Origin of the sequence: Vreelandella azerica (assembly GCF_013112225.1) — a bacterium.
GTDB lineage: Bacteria > Pseudomonadota > Gammaproteobacteria > Pseudomonadales > Halomonadaceae > Vreelandella > Vreelandella azerica.
On sequence record NZ_JABFHI010000005.1, the window covers coordinates 225,893 to 250,544 of the forward strand.

Annotated in this window: 20 protein-coding genes, 2 pseudogenes and 1 riboswitch; of the genes and pseudogenes, 11 read left to right on the plus strand and 11 right to left on the minus strand. The window is 54.5% G+C overall.

The window, feature by feature from the left end; genetic code table 11:
- The first annotated feature begins 3 nt into the window (after nt 1-3).
- Nucleotides 4-825, plus strand: a complete 822-nt coding sequence (locus tag HLB35_RS13245) for an HAD-IIB family hydrolase (protein WP_171702937.1) — start codon at nt 4-6, stop codon at nt 823-825.
- Nucleotides 826-835: 10 nt separating this feature from the next.
- Here HLB35_RS13245 and HLB35_RS13250 read toward each other — a convergent pair whose 3' ends face one another.
- Nucleotides 836-1,642 carry an SDR family oxidoreductase gene (locus HLB35_RS13250; RefSeq protein WP_171702938.1) on the minus strand — a complete coding sequence of 269 codons (807 nt, stop codon included), beginning with the start codon at nt 1,640-1,642 and terminating at the stop codon, nt 836-838.
- A 192-nt stretch (nt 1,643-1,834) separates the two neighbouring features.
- Here HLB35_RS13250 and HLB35_RS13255 point away from each other — a divergent pair, with 192 nt between their 5' ends.
- A complete protein-coding gene (locus tag HLB35_RS13255) occupies nt 1,835-3,067 on the plus strand; it encodes an NAD(P)-binding protein (protein ID WP_171702939.1) in 1,233 nt (410 codons plus the stop codon).
- A gap of 39 nt (nt 3,068-3,106) precedes the next feature.
- Here HLB35_RS13255 and HLB35_RS13260 read toward each other — a convergent pair whose 3' ends face one another.
- On the minus strand, nt 3,107-3,886 hold the full coding sequence (locus HLB35_RS13260; RefSeq protein ID WP_171702940.1) for a 3-oxoacyl-ACP reductase: 780 nt from the start codon (nt 3,884-3,886) through the stop codon (nt 3,107-3,109).
- A 48-nt stretch (nt 3,887-3,934) separates the two neighbouring features.
- A riboswitch (TPP riboswitch) is annotated at nt 3,935-4,035 on the minus strand.
- 168 nt (nt 4,036-4,203) lie between these two features.
- Here HLB35_RS13260 and HLB35_RS13265 point away from each other — a divergent pair.
- From HLB35_RS13265 to HLB35_RS13295, 7 genes are all read left to right on the plus strand, one after another.
- On the plus strand, nt 4,204-4,716 hold the full coding sequence (locus HLB35_RS13265) for a hypothetical protein (protein WP_328731899.1): 513 nt from the start codon (nt 4,204-4,206) through the stop codon (nt 4,714-4,716).
- A 97-nt stretch (nt 4,717-4,813) separates the two neighbouring features.
- Complete coding sequence (locus HLB35_RS13270; RefSeq protein WP_171702941.1) at nt 4,814-5,524, plus strand: alpha/beta hydrolase; 711 nt, start codon at nt 4,814-4,816, stop codon at nt 5,522-5,524.
- Between the two features lie 4 nt (nt 5,525-5,528).
- A complete protein-coding gene (locus HLB35_RS13275; protein WP_171702942.1) occupies nt 5,529-5,942 on the plus strand; it encodes a hypothetical protein in 414 nt (137 codons plus the stop codon).
- 80 nt (nt 5,943-6,022) lie between these two features.
- The gene (locus HLB35_RS17490) at nt 6,023-6,289 is read left to right on the plus strand and encodes a cupin domain-containing protein (protein WP_235937196.1); all 267 of its coding nucleotides are present in this window, start codon (nt 6,023-6,025) and stop codon (nt 6,287-6,289) included.
- Between the two features lie 727 nt (nt 6,290-7,016).
- Nucleotides 7,017-7,286 (plus strand): EamA family transporter, encoded by a 270-nt coding sequence (locus HLB35_RS13285; RefSeq protein WP_171702971.1) that lies wholly within the window; start codon nt 7,017-7,019, stop codon nt 7,284-7,286.
- Between the two features lie 174 nt (nt 7,287-7,460).
- Nucleotides 7,461-7,868 carry a LexA family protein gene (locus HLB35_RS13290; RefSeq protein ID WP_235937198.1) on the plus strand — a complete coding sequence of 136 codons (408 nt, stop codon included), beginning with the start codon at nt 7,461-7,463 and terminating at the stop codon, nt 7,866-7,868.
- 76 nt (nt 7,869-7,944) lie between these two features.
- Nucleotides 7,945-9,381 (plus strand): IS1182 family transposase, encoded by a 1,437-nt coding sequence (locus HLB35_RS13295; protein ID WP_171702944.1) that lies wholly within the window; start codon nt 7,945-7,947, stop codon nt 9,379-9,381.
- A 255-nt stretch (nt 9,382-9,636) separates the two neighbouring features.
- Here the strand turns inward: HLB35_RS13295 and HLB35_RS13300 are convergent, their stop codons facing one another.
- The 8 genes from HLB35_RS13300 to HLB35_RS13335 form a co-directional block, all read right to left on the minus strand.
- Nucleotides 9,637-10,347: a response regulator gene (locus tag HLB35_RS13300; RefSeq protein WP_171702945.1), complete on the minus strand. Its 711-nt coding sequence runs from the start codon at nt 10,345-10,347 to the stop codon at nt 9,637-9,639.
- Between the two features lie 85 nt (nt 10,348-10,432).
- Nucleotides 10,433-13,024, minus strand: coding sequence for a sensor histidine kinase (locus HLB35_RS13305; RefSeq protein ID WP_235937199.1), 2,592 nt, complete (start codon nt 13,022-13,024; stop codon nt 10,433-10,435).
- Nucleotides 13,021-13,620, minus strand: coding sequence for a potassium-transporting ATPase subunit KdpC (kdpC, locus tag HLB35_RS13310; protein ID WP_171702946.1), 600 nt, complete (start codon nt 13,618-13,620; stop codon nt 13,021-13,023). Before kdpC ends, HLB35_RS13305 begins: the two co-directional genes overlap by 4 nt.
- Before the next feature lie 25 nt (nt 13,621-13,645).
- Complete coding sequence (kdpB, locus tag HLB35_RS13315) at nt 13,646-15,664, minus strand: potassium-transporting ATPase subunit KdpB (RefSeq protein ID WP_171702947.1); 2,019 nt, start codon at nt 15,662-15,664, stop codon at nt 13,646-13,648.
- A gap of 13 nt (nt 15,665-15,677) precedes the next feature.
- A complete protein-coding gene (gene kdpA / locus HLB35_RS13320) occupies nt 15,678-17,384 on the minus strand; it encodes a potassium-transporting ATPase subunit KdpA (RefSeq protein ID WP_171702948.1) in 1,707 nt (568 codons plus the stop codon).
- Nucleotides 17,385-17,463: 79 nt separating this feature from the next.
- A complete protein-coding gene (kdpF, locus tag HLB35_RS18980; RefSeq protein ID WP_171702972.1) occupies nt 17,464-17,550 on the minus strand; it encodes a K(+)-transporting ATPase subunit F in 87 nt (28 codons plus the stop codon).
- A 125-nt stretch (nt 17,551-17,675) separates the two neighbouring features.
- Nucleotides 17,676-18,944 (minus strand): TrkH family potassium uptake protein, encoded by a 1,269-nt coding sequence (locus tag HLB35_RS13330; protein ID WP_235937200.1) that lies wholly within the window; start codon nt 18,942-18,944, stop codon nt 17,676-17,678.
- Between the two features lie 101 nt (nt 18,945-19,045).
- Entirely contained in the window at nt 19,046-19,699 is a 654-nt protein-coding gene (locus HLB35_RS13335; RefSeq protein ID WP_171702950.1) for a potassium channel family protein, read from the minus strand.
- 614 nt (nt 19,700-20,313) lie between these two features.
- On the opposite strand from HLB35_RS13335, the pseudogene trkI reads away from it, so the two are divergent.
- Both trkI and trkA read left to right on the plus strand, forming a co-directional pair.
- Nucleotides 20,314-21,787: pseudogene (gene trkI, locus HLB35_RS13340) on the plus strand (Trk system potassium transporter TrkI).
- Nucleotides 21,788-21,826: 39 nt separating this feature from the next.
- Nucleotides 21,827-23,200 (plus strand): Trk system potassium transporter TrkA, encoded by a 1,374-nt coding sequence (trkA, locus tag HLB35_RS13345; protein WP_171702951.1) that lies wholly within the window; start codon nt 21,827-21,829, stop codon nt 23,198-23,200.
- Nucleotides 23,201-23,566: 366 nt separating this feature from the next.
- Here trkA and HLB35_RS13350 read toward each other — a convergent pair.
- Nucleotides 23,567-24,652, minus strand: a pseudogene (locus HLB35_RS13350) (IS1182 family transposase); the annotation flags it as partial.

A 24,652-nucleotide genomic window follows, 5' to 3' on the forward strand; every position in this document is an offset into this window, starting at 1 on the left:
AGCATGGAATTAGTAGTTTTTGATTTGGACGGTACGCTGCTCAACCATAATCAGCAGATCTCCAAGTACACTCTGGAGACGCTGCACAAACTTGGTGAACGCCACATCGCTTATACTGTGGCGACCGGTCGAACACTGCATGCTGCCAAACCCTGTCTGTCCGGCCATTCTTTCCGACTGCCGCATGTGTACAAGAATGGTGTGATCATCTGGGACCCAGGCACCAGTGTCTACCGGCACCCCAATTTTCTCACGGCCTCAGAGATCCAAGCCGTCCTTGAGGCCTTCGCCAAGGTACACCTGACCCCCTTTGTATTCACGCTTGAACCCGACAACCAGCATGCGGTGTATCACTCGGCCATTCTGGATGAGCATGGCGCCACACTGGTGAAATCATTGGCCGAAACTCGGCAACTGCCTGTTTACCCACTGGATAAGCTGAACCCAAGGTCAAGTATTACCAATATCAGTGCGCTCGGTCCGGAGAAGGCTATACGACGGATTTCCGAAGCGCTGGACGAAGAAGATCATCTGGTGGCCTACCTGGGTGACGTCAAGAATGCGCCGGGCCGTTTCTGGCTTGATATCCACCACAGTGCCGCCAGCAAGGGCAGTGCGTTGTCTATCTTGAAAGAAGAACTGGGGTTCGAGCGGATCATCTGCTTTGGTGACGGCGACAATGACATCAGCATGTTCTCTCTGGCAGATGAAAGTTACGCCCCGTCCAACGCCACGGATGAAATAAAGCGGCTGGCCACCGCCACCATAGGGCACCATAACGATGATGGCATCGCCCGTTTTCTGTGTGAACGGTTCAACCTTTAACGTCCGACGCTCACAGTAACTGTCGCGCATGCCACTCCTTGCCGCTAAATTCCTCGATGGGAACCTGATTAAGTAAGTCAGAAAGGGCATCTCCCACCCTCTCTGGCATTAAACAGTTACCTTGCACCAGGCGCTGATGGAGATATTCGGCGTGAGGCAGGGCGAGTGAACTGGCGGCACGGATGTGCTGGCGTAGCCCGGGAGTATCGACCATCCCAGGCTGAAAGAGGGCAACAGTGGCGGAATAAGGTGCCAGATCTAGAATAAGCTGTTCGAACAAACGACGTAAAGCCATCTTGCTGATGCCATAGGTACCAGTACCCGGTTGCGCTTGGCGGTCAATGCCTGCACCGACAAGCACCATCCGGCAGAAGTGGGCATGAGATCGGGCGTTGCCGTCAAGATAGGGTAGCAATGCCTGAATCAATCTTAGCGGGGCCATCACATTCAGCGCCAGCGCTGCCTCAAGTTCATCCGGCTTCCAATGTTGCAAATCATCGGTGGGTGTCCCTATTCCCGCGCAATGGATAAAGCCCTCCAGCCTGAATGAGTGGCTGTGTAATGTGTGTTGCAGGCCGTTGATCACTGCTTCGCATTTCTGGCGATGGGCCAAGTCCCCGGCAATGGCGATAAAGGTGCCTTGCGGGTGTTGCTGGCGCAACCGGGTCATCATGGCCTCCAGTGGGGCCTTGCGGCGCGCCAGCAGTATCAGGGCCTTGCCCTGCTCAGCGAGTTTCTCAGCAGTGGCACTGCCAATACTGCTGCTGGCGCCGGTAATGATGACAGTCTCAAAACCGGGGTGTGCAACCTCTGTCATGTCCTATCTCCTGCGGGTATGGCATCCGGGTCGGTTGAGTCAAACCTGCAAAGATGTCAATGTCTTAGTGTCAGTATATATACAAAATGCGTAGGCCCTTGTTTTTGGTAGTGTCAAATCTGTGCCATCCTTGTGCCCGGTTAAGCGCGAAAGGCATTCTTTAAATATCTGATATACAAGGTGTCTATATCAATGGTCTCTTCCTCTTCTGATTCTGTTTCGAAGCCTGGTCTCAGCGTTGCCATCATCGGCAATGGCATCGCCGGCGCTGCCGCGGCAAGACAGCTTTCACTGACGATGCCAGAGCAACTTGACCGCATCACGCTCTACGAGATCGGCCGTGGTCCCGGTGGCCGGGCTTCAACCCGAAAGACACGAGCGATCCCGGCGTTGGGCATCAACCACGGAGCGCCCTATGCGGATATCACGACCCCAGAGGGGCTTGAGCTGTTGTCATCACTGGGTGATGCCATCACGCCCTATACGGGTGTTCGCTGTGTACTCGATGGCAGCACCGGTGCGTGTCAGCGCCGCGAGCAGCTGGCCGGTGAAGCGCTGATTACCGGTATCAATGGCGAGATGGCCGCCATCGCCGGGGCTCTGATGCTGGATGATCACAACGCACGCCTGCCGCGCATCAATTCAGCGTATTCAACCATGATCACGGGGCTATCGCGATCAGACGGCGAGGAAGCTCCCTGGATACTCCGGGATAAAAACGCCGAAGAGGTCGGGCGTGCCGACTGGCTGGTGGTGGCCGGTAGTGGTGTCGCCCATCCACGCTGGTCGGACACCTTTGGGGGTGAGCCGCCCCTTGTCGCAGTGGCTTCGCAGCTTGCAGACGGGCAGTTAAACGAAGCCCTTGGGGTCATTGCCGGGCAAACGGCAGCGCCGGTGCTCACGGTCTTGATGCACTGCACCGGTGATGAGGCTGAGCAATGGCAGCGTCTGGCTTTCAATGATGGCCGGGTCGAGCACCACAGTGTCCTGGCCAAGATTTCAATCCAGCCGTGTGGCCCGGAGAGTTGCTCGGTGGTTTTGCACTCCACGATCGATTACGCCCGTGGCAATGCCGGGGTATATGGGGCTTCATCCAGTGCGGCAAGGGTGGGTGATGCCTCATCGGATAGCGCTCGAGAAGAGGCCATCGTCGATGAAATGTTAACCGCGCTAGGCGATATCCCTGGGATGCCGGCAATTGAAAAATCGCGGTACGTGTTGGGCCCATTGCTGCACCGTTGGGGTAATGCCTTTCCCGAGGGGCAGCCTTTGCCAAGGGCACTATCGCTTTGTCCCACCTCCCGAGTGGCTTTCTGTGGGGACTACATCAGTACAGGCGCGCGAATGGGCAGCTGTGAGTGTTCGCTGCTATCCGGAACCCATGCGGCAGATGCTATTCGTGCCCAGGCCATGGGTGATGTGTAGCGCTGAGCCATCATTCACGCGGCCATCACCCTGGCAATATCAGTTCTTGACCAGTCCGCCATCCACCACCAGATTCTGGCCAGTGACCGCTCGGCTCCAGGGCGATGCAAAAAACAGGGCCGCATCGGCAAACTCTTCCGGGGTGGTGACCCGGCGCAAGGGCGTATTGGCAGCGATGAGGTCAAAAACAGCCTCAGGCGTCGCGGCAGATGCATCCGTGGTGCGCAGCAGCCCTCCCGACAGCATGTTGACCGTGATGCCGTCAGGCCCCAGGTCGTTGGACAGCGTACGCGTAAGCGAGAGCAGCGCGGCCTTGGCCGCCGTATAGTCGTGGTAGGGGACCACCGGGTTCTGGAAAAGGTTGGTGCCAATATTGATAATCCGCCCGGTGCCCTGCTGACGCATGCCTGGCAGCGCTGCCTGTATGGTGTTGAGTGCACTACGCGCCGTACCCTGCAGCTGTTGATCAAGGTTTTCCCAGTTCAGGGTGTCGGCGGTGGGGCGTGCATCGCCGTTAAACGAAAAGTCCGAGAGTGCATTATTGATTAGAGTAGTTACCGGCCTTCCGAAATGGGCCTGCACAGCGTTGAACATGGCTCTCACTGCGTCAGGGTCGCGCACATCCGTCTGAATGGCCAGGGCGCGCTCCGGCGCCTGAGCCACCACGGTCTGTGCTGCTTCGCGACTTTTCAGGTAGTTCACGGCAACGCATGCGCCCTCGGCTAGAAAGGTACGCGTCAAGCATGCACCCAAGCCGCGGCTAGCGCCGGTAATCAGCACAACTTGTTGGGAAAGCGGTAATGCAGGAGATATAAGCATCAGGGCAGGTTCCTTATAAATGGCAAGGATGCCTACCGTACACATGAATGGCCGCGTGTATGACATCCCTTCGCCGGTATGAACTGGATCAGGTTCAGCGGGTGTTATCTCAGCCCTTGTGTCTTATCAGGGCACCCCGTGTCGCTAAGCAAATGTATCCTACGCTTGGCTCATGTCACAAGTACCATCTGCCGACAGACGTTTCATGGTGGGATTAGTACAGCCGTACTGGGCCAAAGTAGTGGAAGTGTGGGTGTTTCGTGGCCATATCGACATGCAAGCGCTGGCTCACGAGACGTTGTTTAAAGGAGAAACGCATGATGATTACGTCACGAGAAGATCTCGACGCCATCAAGCAGTCGTGCCAAGCGATGGTCACCAGTAGTTCGCGCCTTTCAGCCGGCGCGGCGATCATTCCTTTGCCGGGGATGGATGTCGGGTCGGACGTCGCTATTCTGATGCGGCTGATTCCCCGGATCAACCACCAGTTCGGGCTAACGCCTGAACAGATCGAAAGTCTGGATACCGAAGCCAAGCTGTTTGTGATGACGGCCATTTCCAATACGGGCAGTAGGTTGGCGGGGAAATACATCACCAGAAAACTGATCGTGATGCTGCTACAGAAGATGGGAGTCAGGGTTGCCGTCTCCCGGTTCGTGCCCTTCGTCGGCAGCGCCGTGGCTGGCGGCATCAGCTACACTGCCATGAAGATGATGGGCAATCGTCATATCGAGGACTGCTACCAGATTGCCCTGGCAACGCTGGAAAATGACCGGGAACTGGTCGTGATTGCTGAGAATCAGGCAACACCACTAACCTGCGACGATTAAGCTTTCTGCGTCTGGATGCTGACGACTGATGGTTTCAATCGCCTGATTATCAACGGGTAGGGCCTGCCATGGGCAAGCCTTCACGATGGAGACGTTCATGTTCCGCCGCTTTAGCGTTGTGCTTGCCGCTGTTGTGTTGCTGCCTTCCTGCGCGATACCGCCGGATTCCCCGCGATTTCAGCCCTCGGGCAGTCTGCCGCGCTATGATCAACCAGGCTTCGATGCGTACGTCCGCGATACCCGCGCTTGGCTCGCCGATAATAGGCGCTTCATCAGCGACGACCACCAGCGCGAGATAGCGCTCAACGCACCGTTTGAACGCGGTATCCTGTTCGTGCACGGACTGGGCTCGAGCCCGTGGTATTTTACAGATATCGCCAGTGCCATGGTGAACGATGGCTGGCAGGTTCGCTCCCTTCTGTTGCCCGGGCACGGCAGCCGCCCCGCCGACCTGATGCTGCCAAGCAATGATGACTGTGAAAACATCCTCACCACTCACGCCCAACGGCTGGCAGACGACGTCGATGAGCTCTGGCTGGGTGGTTTCTCGACCGGAGGCAACCTGGTCACTTCCCATGCGTATGACAACGACAATATCGACGGGCTGTTGTTGTTTTCACCCGGTTTTTACCCAGATAGCCGCTATCTGTTTCTCGCCCCGGCGATTGCTCATTTCTGGGACTGGCTCGACATCGACGACGAGGACAATATCGCAGCGTATCAGTCTCTGCCATCACGAGGCGCCGCGCTGTATAACCATTCGGTTAGCGCCGTACAAAAAAAATCTCGACGCCGAGCTGTTCGATAAACCCGTGCTGATGACCATTAGCCAGCATGACAGCGTACTCGACCCCAACGCGACGCTCGAAGCCTTTCAAACCCGCTTTCCTCACCCGGCATCGCGCTTCATATGGTACGGCGACACCCCAGCGCACCTTGACGATTCACGCGTCACGCCACTCACCAGCTATCTTTCCGACCGGCGGATCAGCACCTTTTCCCACATGAATGTGCTGTTTGCACCCGAGAACCCCTATTACGGTGAAGCGGGCAGCTACACCATGCTGGAAAACGGGCAGAAAGATCTTATCCGGCCCGATAATCCAGACTCCCTCTGGTTCAGCGCATGGGGCCACCGGGATGCGGAAAAGTACCATGCCCGCCTAACCTGGAACCCCTACTTTGATGAGCTTCTCGACGTCATCCGTGGAGTAACAGGCGATTGAGCGGTGGCAATGGGCTGATTTATCGCGACGGATACAGACGTCTATGCTATTAGACAGCCATTACGACACTGGAGGCCATGATGACCACTCCGCAGCCTGAAACGTTCCATCTGGACAGCGATGACGCGACCGGCTACCCCAACTCCCCGTTACCGGTGCTAGTCTACCGAGGTGTCGTCAACACCCCTGACCCGGCGGCTCGCGCCGATGCGTTCAAACGCCACGGCTGGTCGTCATCCTGGCGCTACCACCTGTATGACTTTGACCACTTTCACTCCACCGCCCACAAAGCGTTAGGCATCTTTCGCGGTAAAGCTCTCGCGCGGCTGGGCGACCCTGACGGTTAGGAAGTGATGCTGTACGCAGGCGATGCGCTGCTACTACTCGCAGGGGTTGGGCATGCAAGCCTGGAGGCGGACGATGATTTTTGCATGGTAGGTGCCTACCCGTCTGGCTAACAGCCCATTATAGAGCGCGGTGACCCAAAAGATTTGGAAGCAGCGCTGGCGCGTGTAGCCAGCGTGGCAATACCCGAAAACGATCCGGTAGGCGGCCCACTGAAAACTCTATGGGCACACGTATCGCCGTAATCACCTTGCCCTTGCCGATAAACGCTATTCTCGACAGGCTTACACACAGTCAGAGCCATGACCCATACTGCTCTGGCATCCCAATGTCAGATACCAAAAAAAGCCCTATGTCCGTCTAAACTTACTTTTTCTTACTCTTCCAGGTCCCACCATATTGATATGAATGCTCGTAAACTGTTTTGACTGCAACCAGACATTTACCGCAAAGAAATACCCAATCGGTTAACTTCCCATACCGACACCGATAGAGAGCGTCTTTTGATTCACCACATTTGCAACATGCTTTAGTTCTGATACGCATTATGATTGCTGACTCTTGGAGTTTTCCATGACACCCACCCTCTCTGATTTTGCCAAGTCGAGAAAATCTATGCTGCTCTTGATGAGTCTGTTTTGCGTTCTGTGGCACTCTACTTCCAAAAGTACTTTGCCTGCTAGCCGATGAGGCTATGGATCAGAAGCCGGGCGACAAGCGTACCTGGTGATGATTAACTGTTTTGTCCGCAAGGAATCCCCATGTCATACCAAGCGACGGCTCATGCTGTGGACAGGGTTGATGATTACGACCACCTTCGGGTTTGTGCTGGTGGCACTGGCGTTAAGCGATGAAGTCAGCCATGTGGTAGCGCTGCGTCAACTCTCCATTCCTTTGGGCACCTTGATCGGCATCCTGTGGTTAAAGGAAAGATTATCCACTTTCAAGGCATTAGGCCTTGTCATTATGCTGACGGGTTTATGGATGGTCGTTAATTGAAAACGCGTCGATATATCTATATTCCCTAATCAGGAAGTGGAAAGTGACTTGTACTTAGACATTGTCCGTCTATTCTGTATATATTATCAGTATTTGAGCGGGCTATCCCATGTCATTACCTGTCTTCTTGATTGGCCGTGCCGAATCGGCCCCTACACCTTGCCTGTTGCCGCGTTGTCCAGCGCGGTTCGGGCCGGGTTTCCCAGCCCGGCCGATGATCACCTGGATAATGACCTTGAACTGCACCAGCACGTGGTCAGGCACCCTGCTGCCACCTATTTTGTGCGTGCAGAAGGCGACTCCATGACCGGTGACGGCATCCATCATGGTGATCTGCTGGTGGTGGACCGCAGCCTGGAGGCCATGCCCGGGCGGGTGATCGTGATTGCCGTCGACGGAGACCTGACCGTCAAACGGCTGGAACTGGTGGGGCAGCGGGCCTACCTGAGGGCCAGCAATCCGGCATATCGGCCCATCCCGCTGGAAGGGCGGCTGGTGGGGGTACTGTCCAATAATGATGGCCCCTGTCTGACCTGTGTCAAAGGTGGAGGTATACATACTGTAACAGGGGTGGTTGAATGAAGGTCAGATAACGACCGAGGCTGTGTGAAAACGTATTGGCCGCTATACTTTTCCAAGGTTTATTGAGGAAATGGCGATGAAGCGATTCGTTGTAGGCGAGGCCCGAGATCAAAGCACCCTGTTTCCTGCGCTACTGGATGACTTCGTCGCAGACGATAACCCTGTCCGTGCCATCGAGGCATTCGTTGAAGGTCTCGACCTCAGAGAGCTTGGTTTCAAGGGTGTTGATCCGCATGCGACAGGTAGGCCCGCCTATCATCCTTCGGTACTTCTAAAGCTCTACATCTACGGCTACCTTAATCGCATCCAGTCGAGTCGCCGCTTAGAGCGCGAAACGCAGCGCAATGTCGAGCTGATGTGGCTAACAGAGCGCCTGACACCAGACTTCAAGACAATTGCCGACTTCCGCAAGAACTATGGCGATGCCATCTGCCGTGTTTGTCGTGAATTCATCGTGCTTTGCCGGCGACTGGAGCTGTTCTCCCAAGCCATCGTGGCCATCGATGGCAGCAAGTTCAAAGCCGTCAACAACCGCAATCGCAATTTCACAGCCATCAAGGTGAAGCGTCGCCTTGAGCAGATCGAAGAAAGCTTCAATAGGTACCTTGGTCAACTAGATACAGCCGACCACGCTGAGCCTGCTTTGGCCGAGGCCAAGACGGAACACCTGAAGGAGAAAATTATAAAGCTCAGGGAAGAAACGGCGCGATTACAATCAGTTGAGGAGCAACGACTGCAATCCCCTGACCAGCAAGTATCTTTGACGGATCCAGATGCCAGGGCGATGGCCACCAGTGGCAAAGGCACCGGGACAGTCGGTTATAACGTGCAGACAGCGGTTGATAGCCAGCATCATTTGATTGTGGCGCATGAGGTGACCAACGTCGGGCATGACCGTGGGCAGCTTTTCAATATGGCGAAGCAAGCTCGTGAAGCCACTGGAATCAAGGAGCTGAAGGTCGTCGCTGACAGAGGCTACTTCAAGGGCGAAGAAATCCTCGCCTGCCATAAGGAGGGGATAACGACCTATCTGCCTAAGCCGATAACATCTCCAAACCAGGCAAAGGGCTTTTTCTCAAGAGACTCATTCCGGTACTTACCTGAAAATAATGAATATTCTTGTCCTGCTGATCAGCGACTCATATGGCGATATGAAACAGTAGAAAAAGGCATGAAGCTGCATACTTACTGGAGCTCGGCATGTGGAAGCTGCGCTATGAAAGAAAAATGCACAACGGGCAAGCAACGACGGATCAGGCGTTGGGAGCATGAAGGAGTACTTGAAGCTGTACAGTCACGTCTCGATTGGAATCCAGAGATGATGCGCCTGAGGCGGCAAACGGTTGAGCATCCATTTGGCACGCTGAAAGCCTGGATGGGGGCGACACACTTCACGACAAAGCGGCTCAAAAATGTGAGCACGGAAATGAGTCTTCATGTGTTGGCGTACAACCTGACGCGCGTCATAAAGATCTTGGGAGTCAATGAATTGATGAAGGCCGCAAGGGCGTAATAGCCCTTTTCTCCGTATTTCAGGGCCGTCATAGCCGCTGTAGCTGGTTTCTGATGACTTCATAATTTCCATATGTCATAACAGCAGCGGTCGGCAATTATCGTAGCAATGGCTCAGGTGGGGCCAGAGGACAGCTGAAGGGGTAGATTCGTGAGTCAGATCAGGTTTGTGCAGTTTTCACACGGCCAGGACCCAAAGCGGACTTTAAATTTTCAGTTTATGATTTTCTGATAATAAGCATGAAACGCTAAACCTCTAAAAACGGTACCCCACCCCCGGCTCAGTCTGAATGTAGCGCTGTTCTGTCGGGTCATCGCCCAGCTTTTGTCTTAACCTGCCAATAAGAATGCGTAGGTAATGGGTGTCCTGAGTGTGAGTTGGCCCCCAGATATCTTTCAAAAGCTGTGACTGGGTAACTATTTTTCCTGAAGCCAGCATCAGGACCTTCAAGACGGCGAATTCCTTGGGGGTCAACCTGACCGGCACAGCATTCACGACCACCTTGCGCATGGCAAGGTCAATATGTAAGACACCATCATCAAAAATGGCGGATGCCGGGGTGGCAGCTTCAGGGTTTTTTGCCTGGAGACGTAACTGTGTTCTGACCCGGGCCAGTAGCTCATCCACGCCAAAAGGTTTGGTGACATAGTCATTGGCGCCGAGGTCCAGCGCCTTGACTTTTTCCTGCTCTCTGTCACGAACCGACAGAATGATCACCGGTATTGACGACCATTCGCGTATGCCTGCAAGTACATCGGTGCCCTCCATATCCGGCAACCCCAGGTCCAGAATCACCAGGTCAGGTGAATAACGGGCACATAGGCCAAGGCCGGTTTCGCCGTTATCAGCCTCAAGCAGCTCATACCCTTCAGTTTTCAGGCTGATGACCAGAAAGTGCCTGATTTGCGGCTCGTCATCAATGATCAGAATACAGGGTGTGTCGCGTTGGTGAGTTGAAACCGTCATGCACTGGCTTCCTCAGCGGTGAGTTCGGGCGGTTCATTCAGCGGCAGCGCTATTTCAATGGTCGCTCCACGCTTGTTTGGGCCGCTCAATGCTCGTATGCGCCCCCATGGGCAGCTACCATACCATGGCAGATAGCTAGCCCCAGGCCGCTGCCATGAGGGCCGCGGTCACCGTCACCTCCGGTAAAGAACATGTCGAACACCCGGCTGCGTTGCTCTTCAGGAATGCCTGGGCCTTCATCTGATACACTAATAATAAGCTCATCCTCAGTCTGATAGGCATGAATACTCAGCGTTGAGCCGCTGGGCGCAAATTTGGCGGCATTCTCAAGCACATTGACCAATGCCTGTTCAATCAGCGCCGGGTGGACGTATAGCAAGGGCAAATCCTCGGCGAGATATTTCTGTAATCTTACCTTGTCCATCAGGTTGCGGGTACGCCGCAGGGCAGACGACAGAATATCGGTCAAGGCGATCCAGTCGCGTTCGATTTTCAGGGTTCCATGGCCAAGTTTTGTCATGTCGAGCAGGTTGCGGATATAACGATCCAGGCGCTCACCTTCACCCAGCACCGAATCTAGCAGGCTGTGTCTGTCTTCCTCTGACAGACGTTCTGACATCGATTTCAGCGTGCTGGCTGAGCCGATCATCGACGCCAGTGGCGTCCGCAGATCATGAGAAATTGATGACAGCAGGGCAGAGCGTAGACGTTCGGTTTCTTCGGCAACCCGTGAGGCTGAGAGGTTGGCCGCCAGATGGGTGCGAAACCAGGCCAGCCCCAGTTGATGGACATAAACGCCAATGGTCAGGCCGCGGTAATACTCCGGCGTCATGTCACTGACCCATAGCCCTAGCACGGCGTACACCTCGTCATTGGCTTCCACCGGCTCAAAGCGCCACGGCAGACTGCTGAGCGTATCCGAAAAAGCACCGCTAGGTTTGCTGTTACGCAATGTCCAGTCAATTGCGGAAAAGACCGCATCGCTGAGTGAGGGCGTCGAACCCGCCTGAGTGACCACCTCAAGCTCGCCATTATCTGGGCTACGTTGAACCAGCATCAGCGGTCGCTTGAGTTGGCCGAACAGGGCATCAGTAGCTTCTCTCTGCACCGAGTTGATGTCAGGCGCCGCTGCCAGGCGCCGGGTGAACTGGAGATGGGCATCGGCAAGGTCGTTGGAGGCGCGTAGCATCTGAATCTGATCCCTGAGTCTGCCTGCCAGGTTGCCCCCAATAACAGCAATGACCAGAAAGAAAATGACCGTCAGGATTTCATCGCTGTCTGTCATGCTGAAGGTCAGGCGCGGCTCGGTGAAGAAAAAGTTATAGGTCAGAAAGCTTAACACCGCCGTGGCCAGTGCCGGGCGGATACCGGTTCTGGCCGCGACCCAGAGCACCGAGGTCAGAAAGATAAGCGACAGATTGCCCAGCGGCAACACATCCTGAAGCCCCATAGAGACGGTCGTGGCTGCTACCACACTGGCCAGTGCCCACACATAGTCACTCCAGTGGGTGCGGCTTTTGTTCGTCTCGATGCGCTTCATGTGCTGCCGGCGAGGCACCGGAATAAAGGTCACCTCAAAGGCCGTGGCGCGTTTCATCAGACGACGGGTGGTGGAAGGGCGCCAGTGCCACCAAGGCTTGTCAGAGCGGCCCAGTATCAAGGTGGTGACATTATGTTCCTTGGCAAACGCCAGAATTTCATCTGCGACATCATAGCCCCTTAAGGTGCGCACTTCTGCCCCCAGCCTTGCGGCCAGTGCAAAGACTTTTTCAATGCGTTGGCGTTGTTCGGGCCCGGCCCGGCCATTATCGACGCTGACAACGGTCCAGGGCGCCTTGCGCCGATCGGCAATCCGCCGGCCAGCGCGAACCAGTGCCTCTCCCTGGCTGGCGCCGTCCACCGCAACCAGCATACGAGAGCGGATATGCCAGGGCCCCTCGATTCCCCGGGATTGCATGGTGTCACGCACATCGGCATCCAGCCGCTCGGCGATAGACTGCACCGCCAGTTCACGCAGTGCCGACAGGTTCGAGGGGGAAAAGTAGCCTTCCATAGCCGCGCGGGCCTGCTCGGGCACGTAGACCTTGCCCTGGTTCAGGCGCTCCAACAGCTCTGAGGGAGTCAGATCAACCAGCACAATATCCCGGGCACGTTCGAGTATGGAGTCTGGAACCGTCTCGCGCATACGTATCCCGGTGATGCTGGCAACGACATCCGAGAGGCTTTCCAGATGCTGGATATTGATCGCCGTCCACACGGTGATTCCCTGATCCAGCAGCTCTTCGATATCCTGAAAGCGGCGCAGATGGCGAGTGCCGGGAATGTTGCGGTGGGCAAGTTCGTCAACCAGCAGCACCTGAGGCTGGCGCTGTAGAGCGGCATCAAGGTCAAATTCATCAAAGGTATGCCCCCGATAGCTGACCTGCTTGTAGGGCAGCTGTTCAAGACCTTCACACAGCGCACGGGTTTCCTCGCGACCATGGGTTTCGGCCACACCAATCACCACATCAATACCTTGCTTGCGCAACTCGTGGGCGGCTTGCAGCATCTGGTAAGTCTTACCGACACCCGGGGCAGCACCCAGGAAGATTTTCAGCCCGCCACCGGTTTCCCGTGCCTGGGCTTTCAGCAGCGCATCGGGGTTGGGGCGGGCATGATTATGGCTGTCTTGATTCAATCTGAACGCTCCTTGCCATCCAGGGCCAGGTTAAGGCGCAGGACATTCACCCGAGGTTGTCCCAGAACCCCCAGTGTGGGGGCTTGGGTATAACGCTGGATCAATTCGTTCACCTGTTCTGCCGGGATGCCTCTGGCGCTGGCAATGCGTGCGGCCTGAATTCGAGCGGCATCTGGTGAAATGTGGGGATCAATGCCCGAGCCAGAGGCCGCCAGCAAATCAACCGGAATCGCCTCGGGGGCAATATTATCGCGATCAGCGATAAGTTGAGAGGTTTGCCGTACGCGCTCACGTAGTTCCGGGTTGCTGGCTGCATAGTTGGAACCGCTCACCACAAAAGGATCATGGTTTGCTGCCGATGGGCGACCATGGAAATATCCCGGCGCGTCGAAGCGCTGTCCGACCAGCTCAGAGCCTACCACGTTACCGTCTATTGTTATCAGGCTGCCGGTGGCCTGATGCGGGAATAATAGGCCGCCCAGACTGGTCACTGCGAAAGGATAAATCCCGCCACACAGTATTATCAGGACGATGCCTGCTCTTAGGGAGGCCAGCCAGGAGGCCGAACGGGTGATATCAGGCGTAGAGTCAGTCATTTTCGTTTCTCCGAAGGCGTGAAGTTTACAACAAAGTCACGAGCACAAGATCCAGGGCCTTGATCGCAGGGAAGGGTAATAGCAAGCCTCCCAGCCCGAATATCAGCAGGTTACGGCGCAGCAGAGCTGTGGCACTGGCAGGTTGATACCCAACGCCTTTAAGGGCGAAGGGAATCAGTGCCGGGATAACCAGTGCATTGAAAATGGTGGCCGCCAGCACAGCGTTCATCGGATTCGAAAGATTAAGAATATTGAGCACTTCAAGCGCGGGAAGACTACCCACAAACAAGGCGGGAAGAATGGCAAAGTATTTGGCCACATCGTTGGCGAGCGAAAAGGTGGTCAAGGAGCCTCGGGTGATCAGTAACTGCTTACCGATTTCGACCACGTCCAGTAACTTGCCAGGGTCTGAGTCAAGATCCACCATGTTTCCTGCTTCACGGGCTGCCTGGGTACCGGAGTTCATGGCCAGCCCGAGATCTGCTTGGGCCAGCGCCGGGGCATCGTTGGTACCATCTCCCATCATGGCCACCAGTCGGCCTTCGGCCTGTTCCCTACGAATGATATCCAGCTTCTGCTCAGGTGTGGCTTCGGCCACAAAGTCATCGACACCGGCCTCGGCAGCAATGGCTGCGGCGGTCACTGGGTTGTCGCCCGTGATCATCACCGTCTTCACGCCCATTTCCCGAAGCTTGGCGAAACGTTCCTTGATGCCGGACTTAATAACATCTGACAGGGCAATAACCCCCAGCACCTGTGAGCCTTCAGCTACCACCAGTGGTGTTGCGCCATTTTTGGCGACTCTGTCGACCAATCGGTCTGTTTCATCTGGATAGTGACCACCATTGTCAGTGACAAAACGACGAATGGCATCCGTGGCTCCCTTGCGCAAAATGCGCCCATCAGGAAGGTTGACGCCTGACATCCGGGTGTTGGCCGAAAACTCGATAAACTCAGTGCCGTCTGCAGCTTGTGCCTCAGATCCCTGTTCTTTCGCCAGAGACACCACGGACTTTCCTTCCGGCGTGGGGTCGGCCAGTGACGTCAGCAAGGCCGCATCTCTTAATGCTTCAGATGACACTCCCTGTACACTTTCAAAGGCCGTGGCTTTACGGTCTCCCAGGGTAATGGTGCCGGTCTTGTCGAGCAAAAGCGTGTCGATGGAGCCGGCAACTTCAACGGCCTTACCAGACTTGGCAATCACATTGGCGCGCATGGCGCGGTCCATCCCGGCGATGCCTATGGCGGGTAACAAACCGCCAATCGTAGTGGGAATCAGACAGACCAGCAGAGCCACCAGCACCGAGAAGGATGGAGAGGCGCCCACAAAGCTGGCAAAGGGAACCAGGGTGACAACCACGATCAGAAAGACCAGTGTCATGGCGGCCAGCAGAACTGACAAGGCCAGTTCACTCGGCGTCTTCTGACGGGACGCGCCTTCCACCAGAGCAATCATACGATCCAACAATGACTGGCCTGGATCAGCCGTCACTTCAATCACAATGTCATCGGAAAGTACCCGGGTACCTGCGCTGACACCGCTATTGTCAGTGCCCGCCTCACGTAATACCGGTGCGGATTCACCGGTGACCGCTGACTCGTTAATGGTTGCGGCACCGCTGACTATTTCACCATCAGCGGGTACCAACTCGTTGGGCTTGACGATGACCTGGTCACCACGGCGCAATTGGGTGGCAGGGATTATCTGGGTCTGGTCGCCATCGAGCTTGCGCGCCTTCAGATCCTGTCGAGTGGCTCTAAGTGCCCCTGCCTGGGCTTTGCCGCGTGCTTCAGCAACGGATTCTGCGCCATTGGCAAACAGAACGGTAAACAGCAAAATAGCGCAAATAGCAAAATCAAGGATGGCAGACTGCCCCTGAATCAGCTGATGGATGCCGAGCAGTCCGGTAACCAGCGTGCCGATACCGACCACCAGCATGACGGGGTTACGGGCCAGATGGGCCGGCGATAAACGCTTGAAAGACTGGCCCAGAACCCTGGTTGCTTTCAACGGATCGAGTTTATTAAAGGTTTGATCAGACATCGTTACTCTCCCTTCAGGACATCAGAGCCAGCGTTTCCGCTATCGGACCCAGAATCAGTACCGGCATGAAGCTCAGCAGCGTAAACATCACAATGACGGCCAGGGTCATCAGGCCAAAGGTGGGCGTATCAATACTGAGACTGCCGCGTCCTTCCGGCGCTGCCCGTTTGGCAGCCAATGAAGCGGCGATGGCAAGTGGGGCGAGAATGGGAATAAAGCGCCCGATAGCCAGGTTGATTGCACAGGTGACATTCCACCAGACGGAGTTATCGCCCAGCCCTTCAAAGCCGGAGCCGTTGTTGGCAAATGCCGAGGTATACTCATAGATGACCTGGCTGAGGCCATGGAAGCCGGGGTTGGAGTGCCCTGTCAGTGTCGGGAAAGCCACCGTGATAGCGCTGAAACCAAGAATCAGCAGAGGTTGGATCAGCAGGGCAATACAGACCAGTTTGATTTCCCGTGTTTCCAGGGCCTTACCGGCCATCTCCGGGGCGCGCCCGATCATCAGCGAGCCGAGAAAAGCCGCCAGAAGAAGAAACAGCAGGTAGCCAATCAATCCGACTCCCACGCCGCCGAAGGTGACATTGATGAACATGTCGATCATGGGAATCATGCCACCCAATGGATTGAAGCTGTCGTGCATGCCGTTGACAGAACCATTGGAGGTCTGTGTTGTCCAGCTTCCCCATAGGGCAGTGGCCGTGGCCCCGAAACGGACTTCCTTACCTTCAAGGTTCGGCCCTTCAGCGGCCAGTTCGGTAAAGGCTGCATTGGGCTGGTTTTCTGACCAGATGGTGACGGATGTCAAACCCACTGACATGGCGACCATCACGCCCATGATCATCACCGCCAGGCGGCGCCTGCCCGTTATGAAACCAAGGGCAAACACCAGTGCCGCCGGAATCAGTACAATCGATACAGTTTCCACAAAATTGCTCACCGGCGTTGGGTTTTCCAGTGGAACGCTGGAATTGGGGCCATACCAGCCGCCGCCATTAGTGCCAACCTGCTTGATGGCCACCATAGGTGCAACGGGGCCAATCGGTATGGTCTGTTCGGTGATGCCAGAGGTTTGGTCCAGCGGTGTGGCTGTCTGTGCGCCCTCATAGCTGTTGGGTACACCCTGGGAGGCCAGTATCAGTGCCACTATCGTGGCTACAGGTAACATGATGCGCACAATGGCGCGGATAATATCCTGATAAAAATTACCAACGTCCACAGTGCTGCCAGAGGAGGGTGCTTTTTCCTGGTGACCGAACAGAGTGCGTACAATGGCGATCAGAGCGGCCATGCCCGCCGCAGGCGTGACCACCTGAAGCGTGACGATGCCAAAGGTATGGGCGAGATAACTGAGCTGTGCTTGCCCAGAGTAATGCTGTTGGTTGGTATTGGTCAGAAAGGAGATGGCCGTATGCAAGGCAAGATCCCAGCTCATTCCCTCAATGCCATCAGGATTCAGAAACAAAGCCCCCTGTGCCATCAGGAGTCCAAAGACCGCCAGTCCAAGCACCAGATGCAGTTTCAGCAGAGCTCTGCCGTAGCCTTGCCAGCTCATGGTCTGCTGTGGATTGATACCGAAAAGGCAATAAAGTCCATTTTCAAGCGGTAAAAAAACACCGCCGCCCGTACCAGGGCCGCTCTCAAACACACCTGCGATATATTTACCCAAGGGCCACGCCAGTAGCAGCGTGACTGCGTAGATAATAATGACCTCGTTCATAGCCGCTCCTCCAGGTCAATGAACAAGAAACACAGGCCAAAAAGGCTCACCATAATGCCAACCCCGATCAGTGCCATGGTTAGAACCTCTCAGGCTTAAGCAAGGCGACTACCAGGTAGACGCCAATCGCGATAGAGATAGATAAAGGAAGAAAGACACCGCTCATACTCCTTCAGTGAGTGTGTCTTTATAGTGCTGGGTAGGGGTGTAAAAATTCGATGACCAAATAAGGTGCTGAGCGTAAAAATAATGTTAAAAAATATCGCTGAGTAGGGTTAGAGACCGCCTTTCCTAACCGACAGGAAACTCGGTGTTGGCGTAGCGAACATGGGAACGGCGTCTCACCGTCAAGGTGTAGCCGAGCGTTAGAGGTCCAAGGCGGCCTATCAGCATCACGGCCATGATGACCAGTTGGCCTGCTGTCCCCAGTTCTCCGGTGGTGCCGCGGGATAAGCCTACCGTGCCGAAGGCAGACACCGCTTCAAAGGCAATGTTGAGGAAGTCATCCTTGACCAGGATGCTCAAGGTCAACACAGCGATAAAGATGACGGCCATACCGATAGTGGCGGTTGCCAGGGCTTTCAGTACGGTGTCGCTGCTCAGCGAGCGCCGATAAAAACTGACATTTTTATTGCCACGTAAAAAGGAGCGAGTGGCTGACAGCAGGATGACAAAGGTGGAGATCTTGATGCCGCTCGCTGTGGAGTTGGGAGCGCCGCCAATGAACATCAACATCAGCATCAATACACTGGTGCCAGCTGTCAGAGCGCCAATATCGAGCGTATTAAAGCCAGCAGTGCGTGGCGTTACGCCTTGAAACCAGGCGGCCAGAAGTTTATCCCACAAGCTGTCTAACCCACCCAGGGTGGCGGGGTTATCAAATTCCAACAGCAGAATGGCCAGGGTCGCCGTCAGGTTCAGCAAGAGGGTGGCCAACAGTATGACCTTCACATATACCGAAAACCGTGACCAACGGCGTTGGTTGATGACCTCCATAATCACGATATAACCCAGCCCACCGGTAATAAACAAGGCGGTGACCGATAGGCTGATACCTGGATGTGAAACGTAGGCAGAAAGACTATCAGAGGATAAGGCAAATCCGGCATTGTTGAAGGCTGACACGGTATAGAAAAGAGCTTCATAAAGCCCTCTTTCCCAGCCCAGCTCGGGAACGAAAAATATCGCCAGCATGATAATGCCGAACGCTTCTGCGGTCAGGGCAAACAGGGCAATAAACCCGCCCGCACGCCTGGCGGTTTGCAGGGAAATTTCATTGAACGCTTCCTGGGCGGCCAGCTGGTGCTTAAGGCGCAGTTTGAAGCCAAGCGCCAAGGCCGTCAAAACAGCAAAGGTCATTAAACCCAGCCCGCCAAGTTGAATCAGACAGAGAATCACCAACTGTCCGAATACGCTAAACTGGCTGCTCGTATCGACCACCACCAAGCCGGTTACGGTCACAGCTGAAGTGGCGGTAAAGGCGGCCTCCATCCAGGTGAGTGCTTCCACGCTGGCGAACGGCAACTTCAGCAGGCATGCCCCGATAAAAATCAAAATCAAAAAGGCTTCAAGTAAAAGCCTGGGAGGGTTCATGCCCTGTTTTCGGCCACTGTCTGAGCGGTTTTTTCGCCGATCAGGTATCAGGTCCAGGAAATGTACCTTCATAGGCGGTTAGCCATCTTGCGCAATGCTTCAAGTTGGCCACCCAACACTATCCGGTCGCCGTTGCGTATTTCCCATTGGCTATCCGGGTGGTGGTGCGCTTCTTTCAGGCGCTTTATTACCAGGGCCTCAACATGGACATCATTGATAATGTCACCAATTGTCTTGCCTATCAGGGCTTCTGTGGTGTGCAACTCGACCACAAAGTAGTCGTCTCCCAGCCCAAGATAATCATGCACCATGGGGTAGTTGAGTTCTTGCGCAATTCGGATGCCCATCTCGTACTCGGGGGCGATAATCCGTGTCGCCCCGAGTCGTTCAAGAATCAGATGATGCTGTGGGGTAAGTGCTTTGGCCCAGACCTTCTCCAACCCCAGTTCTCGGAGCTGCAGGGTAGCCAACATGGTCGCTTCAACATTCCGGCCAATAGCGACGACAGCCGCATCGTAGCTTGCGGCGTTTAACTCAATCAGGGCGTTCTTGTCCGTGACGTCAGCAATGACGGCATGGGTAATACTATCGGCAAGACGGTCCACGCGCTGTTCATCTGCATCGATCCCCAGCACCTCATGACCAAGACGTGTCAGCTCTTGTGCGATGGTCGCTCCAAAAACACCAAGGCCAATAACGATAAATTGCTGTTTTTCTATCATGGCGTGGGCACTCTCTCATGTCTTGGTAGTCACGCAACTAAGCTTTTATTTATCGTCGCACACTGAAAGAACCCCTTCCCATTCAGTCGCGTAAAAATAACGTAAAAAAACACTTATCACTATCCTCAGTACCGTCTGAATGTGGTTTGCTTGCTAACTGCAAATTGCCAGTGCGTTAAATGAGGATGTACATCGGACATGCGATTTTTGCGAGCCCATCAGGAGTGGATAAGTCATGTTGCAATGGCTCTATCTTGGTTGGCTTTTCTCGCGTTAGTAAATAGTTTGGCATCGCAGCCAATTGTTTCAGTGTTTCCTTACTTGGTGCCTGTTATATATCTGGCCTGGATACATGGTGTGCGATGGGGGCTTGTGTTCGCAGGTCTTGGGACATTGGTAGCTGTTGCGGGCAATATGTTCTACCACTCTTCGACAGACGTCTTTTATGCAGGTATGAAAACATACGCTCAATTGTCTGGCGCCGCCTTAGGCACTGCATTTGCTAAGACCATAACAAAAAAAGCGGTAAATGGGTTGTGTTGATAAACAGTCTTATGTGGGCTCTGAGGCTTATTTCATGGATTGTGTCGGTAGCATGCAGAGGAAGTGTTGTGATGAATTGGAATAGCCTGAGAGAGCGCTGGCAGCATTGGGCGCCAATTTTCAAGGTGTTAGCCATGCTATGGCTGGTACTGGCCGCCTTTATGGCCATTCCACTGATTGTCCTGGTCATTGAGAGGGAGTCCGATGCACTGGCATTCGCCCTGTCGATTGCCATTGTACTGCTGGCGGTGGCCGTGGTGTGGGGAGTACAAGACGAATACCTTTGGCCTTGAAGCCCTGGCAAATGTTTCTGGTGACGACCTTGAGCTGGGTCACCATCAGTGGCTTTGCCAGCTTGCCGCTGATTCTTGGTGCGCCTCAACTGAGTTTTACTAATGCGGTATTTGAGTCGGTGTCGGCGATTACCACTACGGGTTCCACTATTCTGGTGGGCATTGAAAACCTGTCAGACGGGCTCAAGCTTTGGCGCGGCCTGATGCAGTGGTTAGGTGGTGTGGGCATTATCGTTATGGGCATCGCGATTCTGCCGTTACTCAAAGTCGGCGGGATGCGGCTCTTTCATACCGAATCTTCCGACTGGTCTGATAAGGTGATGCCACGCACCGGCGGTATCGCCAAGGCAACGCTCAGTATCTACTGCTTTTTTACTGTGACCGCGATACTGGCCTACTGGTGGGGCGGCATGGCGATTCTGGATGCTGTGGTGCATGCCATGACCTCGGTGGCCACCGGCGGTTTTGCCAACTCGGATGCCTCTTTTGGTGCCTATGCCGACAGCCCGCACCTTTTATGGATGGCCAGTTTCTTCATGCTCGGAGGAGCCTTGCCATTTGTGCTTTATATACGTTTCCTGCGTGGCTCACGGTCAGCGCTGTGGCGGGATCAGCAGGTAAGGGGCCTGTTGATGCTGTTGTTCTGCGTTATTGCTGGTTTGACTCTGTGGCGCATAGCGTCAGGAACCGATGCCTTTGAGGCACTGACCCATACTACCTTTAACGTTATTTCAGTGGTCACCACCACGGGGTATGCATCTGACGATTACTCTACCTGGGGGCGTTTGCCGTTGTCGCATTTTTCTATCTGACGTTTGTCGGCGGTTGTAGTGGTTCGACCAGCGGTGGCATGAAGATTTTCCGCTTTCAGATAGCGGCGTTGCTGCTACGCAATCAGCTTCGCTATCTCATTCATGCCAATGGTGTCTTCCCTAATCGCTACAACGGCCACCCGATGTCCGACGATGTGGCGCGTGGCGTTGTGGCTTTCTCGTTTTTCTTCTTCCTGACCATTGCCGGATTGGCGCTCAGCCTGTCGCTGATGGGGCTGGACATGGTGACCGCCCTGTCAGGAGCCGCCACAGCGGTGGCCAATGTTGGCCCGGGGCTGGGCGATATTATCGGCCCGTCTGGCAACTTTGCCACTCTTCCAGAGGCCGCCAAGTGGCTGTTATGCGTGGGAATGCTGATGGGGCGGCTTGAGATTCTCACTGTTCTGGTATTGCTGACGCCCATGTTCTGGCGCCACTGAACAAGGCACCGCAAGGACTTATTCAAGGAAACGAGCCTTATGAAAATTATTATTCTGGGGGCCGGGCAAGTAGGCGGAACCTTGGCTGAACACCTGGCGCGAGAAGAGAACGACATTACCGTCGTCGATACTAATGCTAATAAGTTGCGTGAACTGCATACCAAGCTTGATATTCGTACTGTAACTGGTGCTGCCTCTTACCCTATGGTGTTGCGCCAGGCGGGCTGTGAAGATGCTGATCTGCTAATCGCCGTGACCAGTGCAGACGAGATCAACATGATCGCCTGCCAGATTGCCCACACCCTGTTTCGCACGCCGACCAAGATTGCCCGGGTGCGCGCGACCGCCTATCTGACCCGCAAGGGGCTGTTTGCTCACGAAGCCATTCCCATTGATGTGTTGATCAGCCCTGAACAGGTGGTTACAGAACACATCAGACGTCTGATCGAACACCCTGGAGCACTTCAGGTGATGGAATTTGCCGATGGAGCGGTGCAGTTAGTGGCAGTGAAAGCCGTTTACGGCGGCCCTATGGTGGGTCAGAATCTGGCATTCCTTCGCCGCCATATGCCCAATGTCGATACCCGTGTGGCCGCTATCTATCGGCGGGACAGGCCGATTATTCCCCAGGGAGATACAGTGATCGAAGCCGAGGATGAAGTCTTCTTTATCGCTGCTCGGCGTGATATCCGCACTGTCATGAGCGAGCTTAATCGGGTAGAGCGCAATTTTCGCCATGTCGTGATAGCCGGTGGGGGCAATATCGGCGAACGCCTAGCTGATTATCTGGAACATACCCACCAAGTCAAAATCATCGAGTACAGCCTTGAACGCTGTACGCACCTTAGTGAGCGCCTTGATCGCACCGTTGTGCTGCATGGCAGTGCTACCAGCAAAAGCCTGCTGGAAGAAGAAAATGTCCAGGAATGCGATATTTTCTGTGCGCTCACCAATGATGATGAAGTCAATATCATGTCGTCCCTGCTGGCCAAGCGGTTGGGGGCTAAAAAGGTGCTGACTCTGATCAACAATGCGGCCTATGTGGATCTGGTGCAGGGCGGTGATATTGATATTGCCATCTCACCGCAGCAGGCCACCATTGGTAGCCTGCTGACCCATGTCAGGCGGGGCGATATTGTCAACGTCCATTCCTTGCGTCGTGGCGCTGCGGAAGCCATTGAAGCTATTGCCCATGGTGACAAGCAGTCATCCAGGGTGGTAGGTCGCCCGATAGGTGGGATTGATCTCCCGGAAGGAACCACAATTGGCGCGATTGTGCGCGGAAAACAAGTATTGATTGCCCACGATGATGTGGTGGTTGAATCCGGTGACCACGTGATTCTGTTTGTGATTGATAAACGCCGTATTCGCGATGTCGAGCGACTATTTCAGGTGGGCCTGACCTTTTTTTGAATGGCACTGTTCATCCCTTCTTATTCATCGCAATTACTTTTAATGGTATGACTCAGTCTAAACAATCAGCGAATCTTGGTGCCACTTTTTGGAAGGCTCATGGGTGCTCACAAGACTACTACGTGCTGAGCCGTCTTAATCAGAGTCTCCTAAACATCTGCTTTTGGCCGAGGCTGTGTGAAAGCACAAAACGCGGAAGGCGATGACAATATTCAGCCGCATCGGCACGCCTATCGACCAGCAGTAAGCTTCATAACGCCTTCAGTTATTATTTCCGCATCTCAAGCTGTTCGAAATAATGCCCAAGAAATACCCGCTAAAGAGCGTTATCGGCTTCTATAGGCGGGTCGTCCAGGCCGTGGCACCCTATGCTCGCATCGCCTGGATCAAACCCTGTGGACCGAGGATATTCATGACGCGCTTCATATTGTAAGCAAGCACATGGAGGCTCATTTCCGTGCTTACGTTCTTAAGTCCCTTCGTTAGGAAGTGTGTCGCCCCCATCCAAGCTTTCAATGTGCCAAAGGGGTGCTCGACCGTCTGACGACGGATGCGCATCATGTTCGGCGTCCGGTCCAGTCGAGATTTTACCGCCTCCAGTACATCCTCGTGTTCCCAGCGTTTGATACGCCTATAGGTGCCCGTGGTGCATTGCGACTTCATTGAGCAATTCGGACAAGCCGAACTCCAATAACAATGAAGCGTCTGGCCCTTTTCAACGTTCTTGAAGCGCCAAATTAAGCGCTCTCTTGCGGGGCAGCGGTATTCATTACTTTTAGGCACGTAGCGGAATGCTTCTCTAGGAAACATACCTTTAGCCTGGTTCGGCGAAGTCTTAGACTTGGGTAAATACGTCGTAATGTTGGCCTCGTGACACGCAAGAATTTCACTCCCTGTAAAATAACCACGATCAGCTACGACGTGAAGGTCACTGACGCCGCTAGCATCGCGTGCTTGTTTGGCCATCCGATAAAGTTGACGCCGATCACTGCCAACATTAGTAACCTCATGAGCAACAATCAGGTGATGCTGGGTATCGACAGCTGTCTGCACGTTATAGCCAACGATTCCAGTGCCTCGTGCTGTCATGGAGCGAGCGTCAGAGTCTGTCAAAGAGACCTGTTGCTCTGGGGTCTCGGTTCTTTGAATTTCGATAGATTGCAGTTGTTGAACCTCTTCTGTGAGAGAAGCAATTTTCTTCTTCAAATCTGTTGCCTGGTCTTCTGTGACAGCGGCGAAGCCTTGATCCATCGCGTCAATCTGGCGTAAATAACGCTCAATGCTTTTGTCAATTTCTTCTAACCGCCGCTTCATCTTGGACGAGGTGAAGTTACGGTCCCTATTGTTGACTGCCTTGAATTTGCTGCCATCAATGGCCATTACCGAATGAGTAAAGAGCTCCAAGCGCCGACATATTACGATGAAGTCCCGGCAAGTAGCTTGAATTGCTTT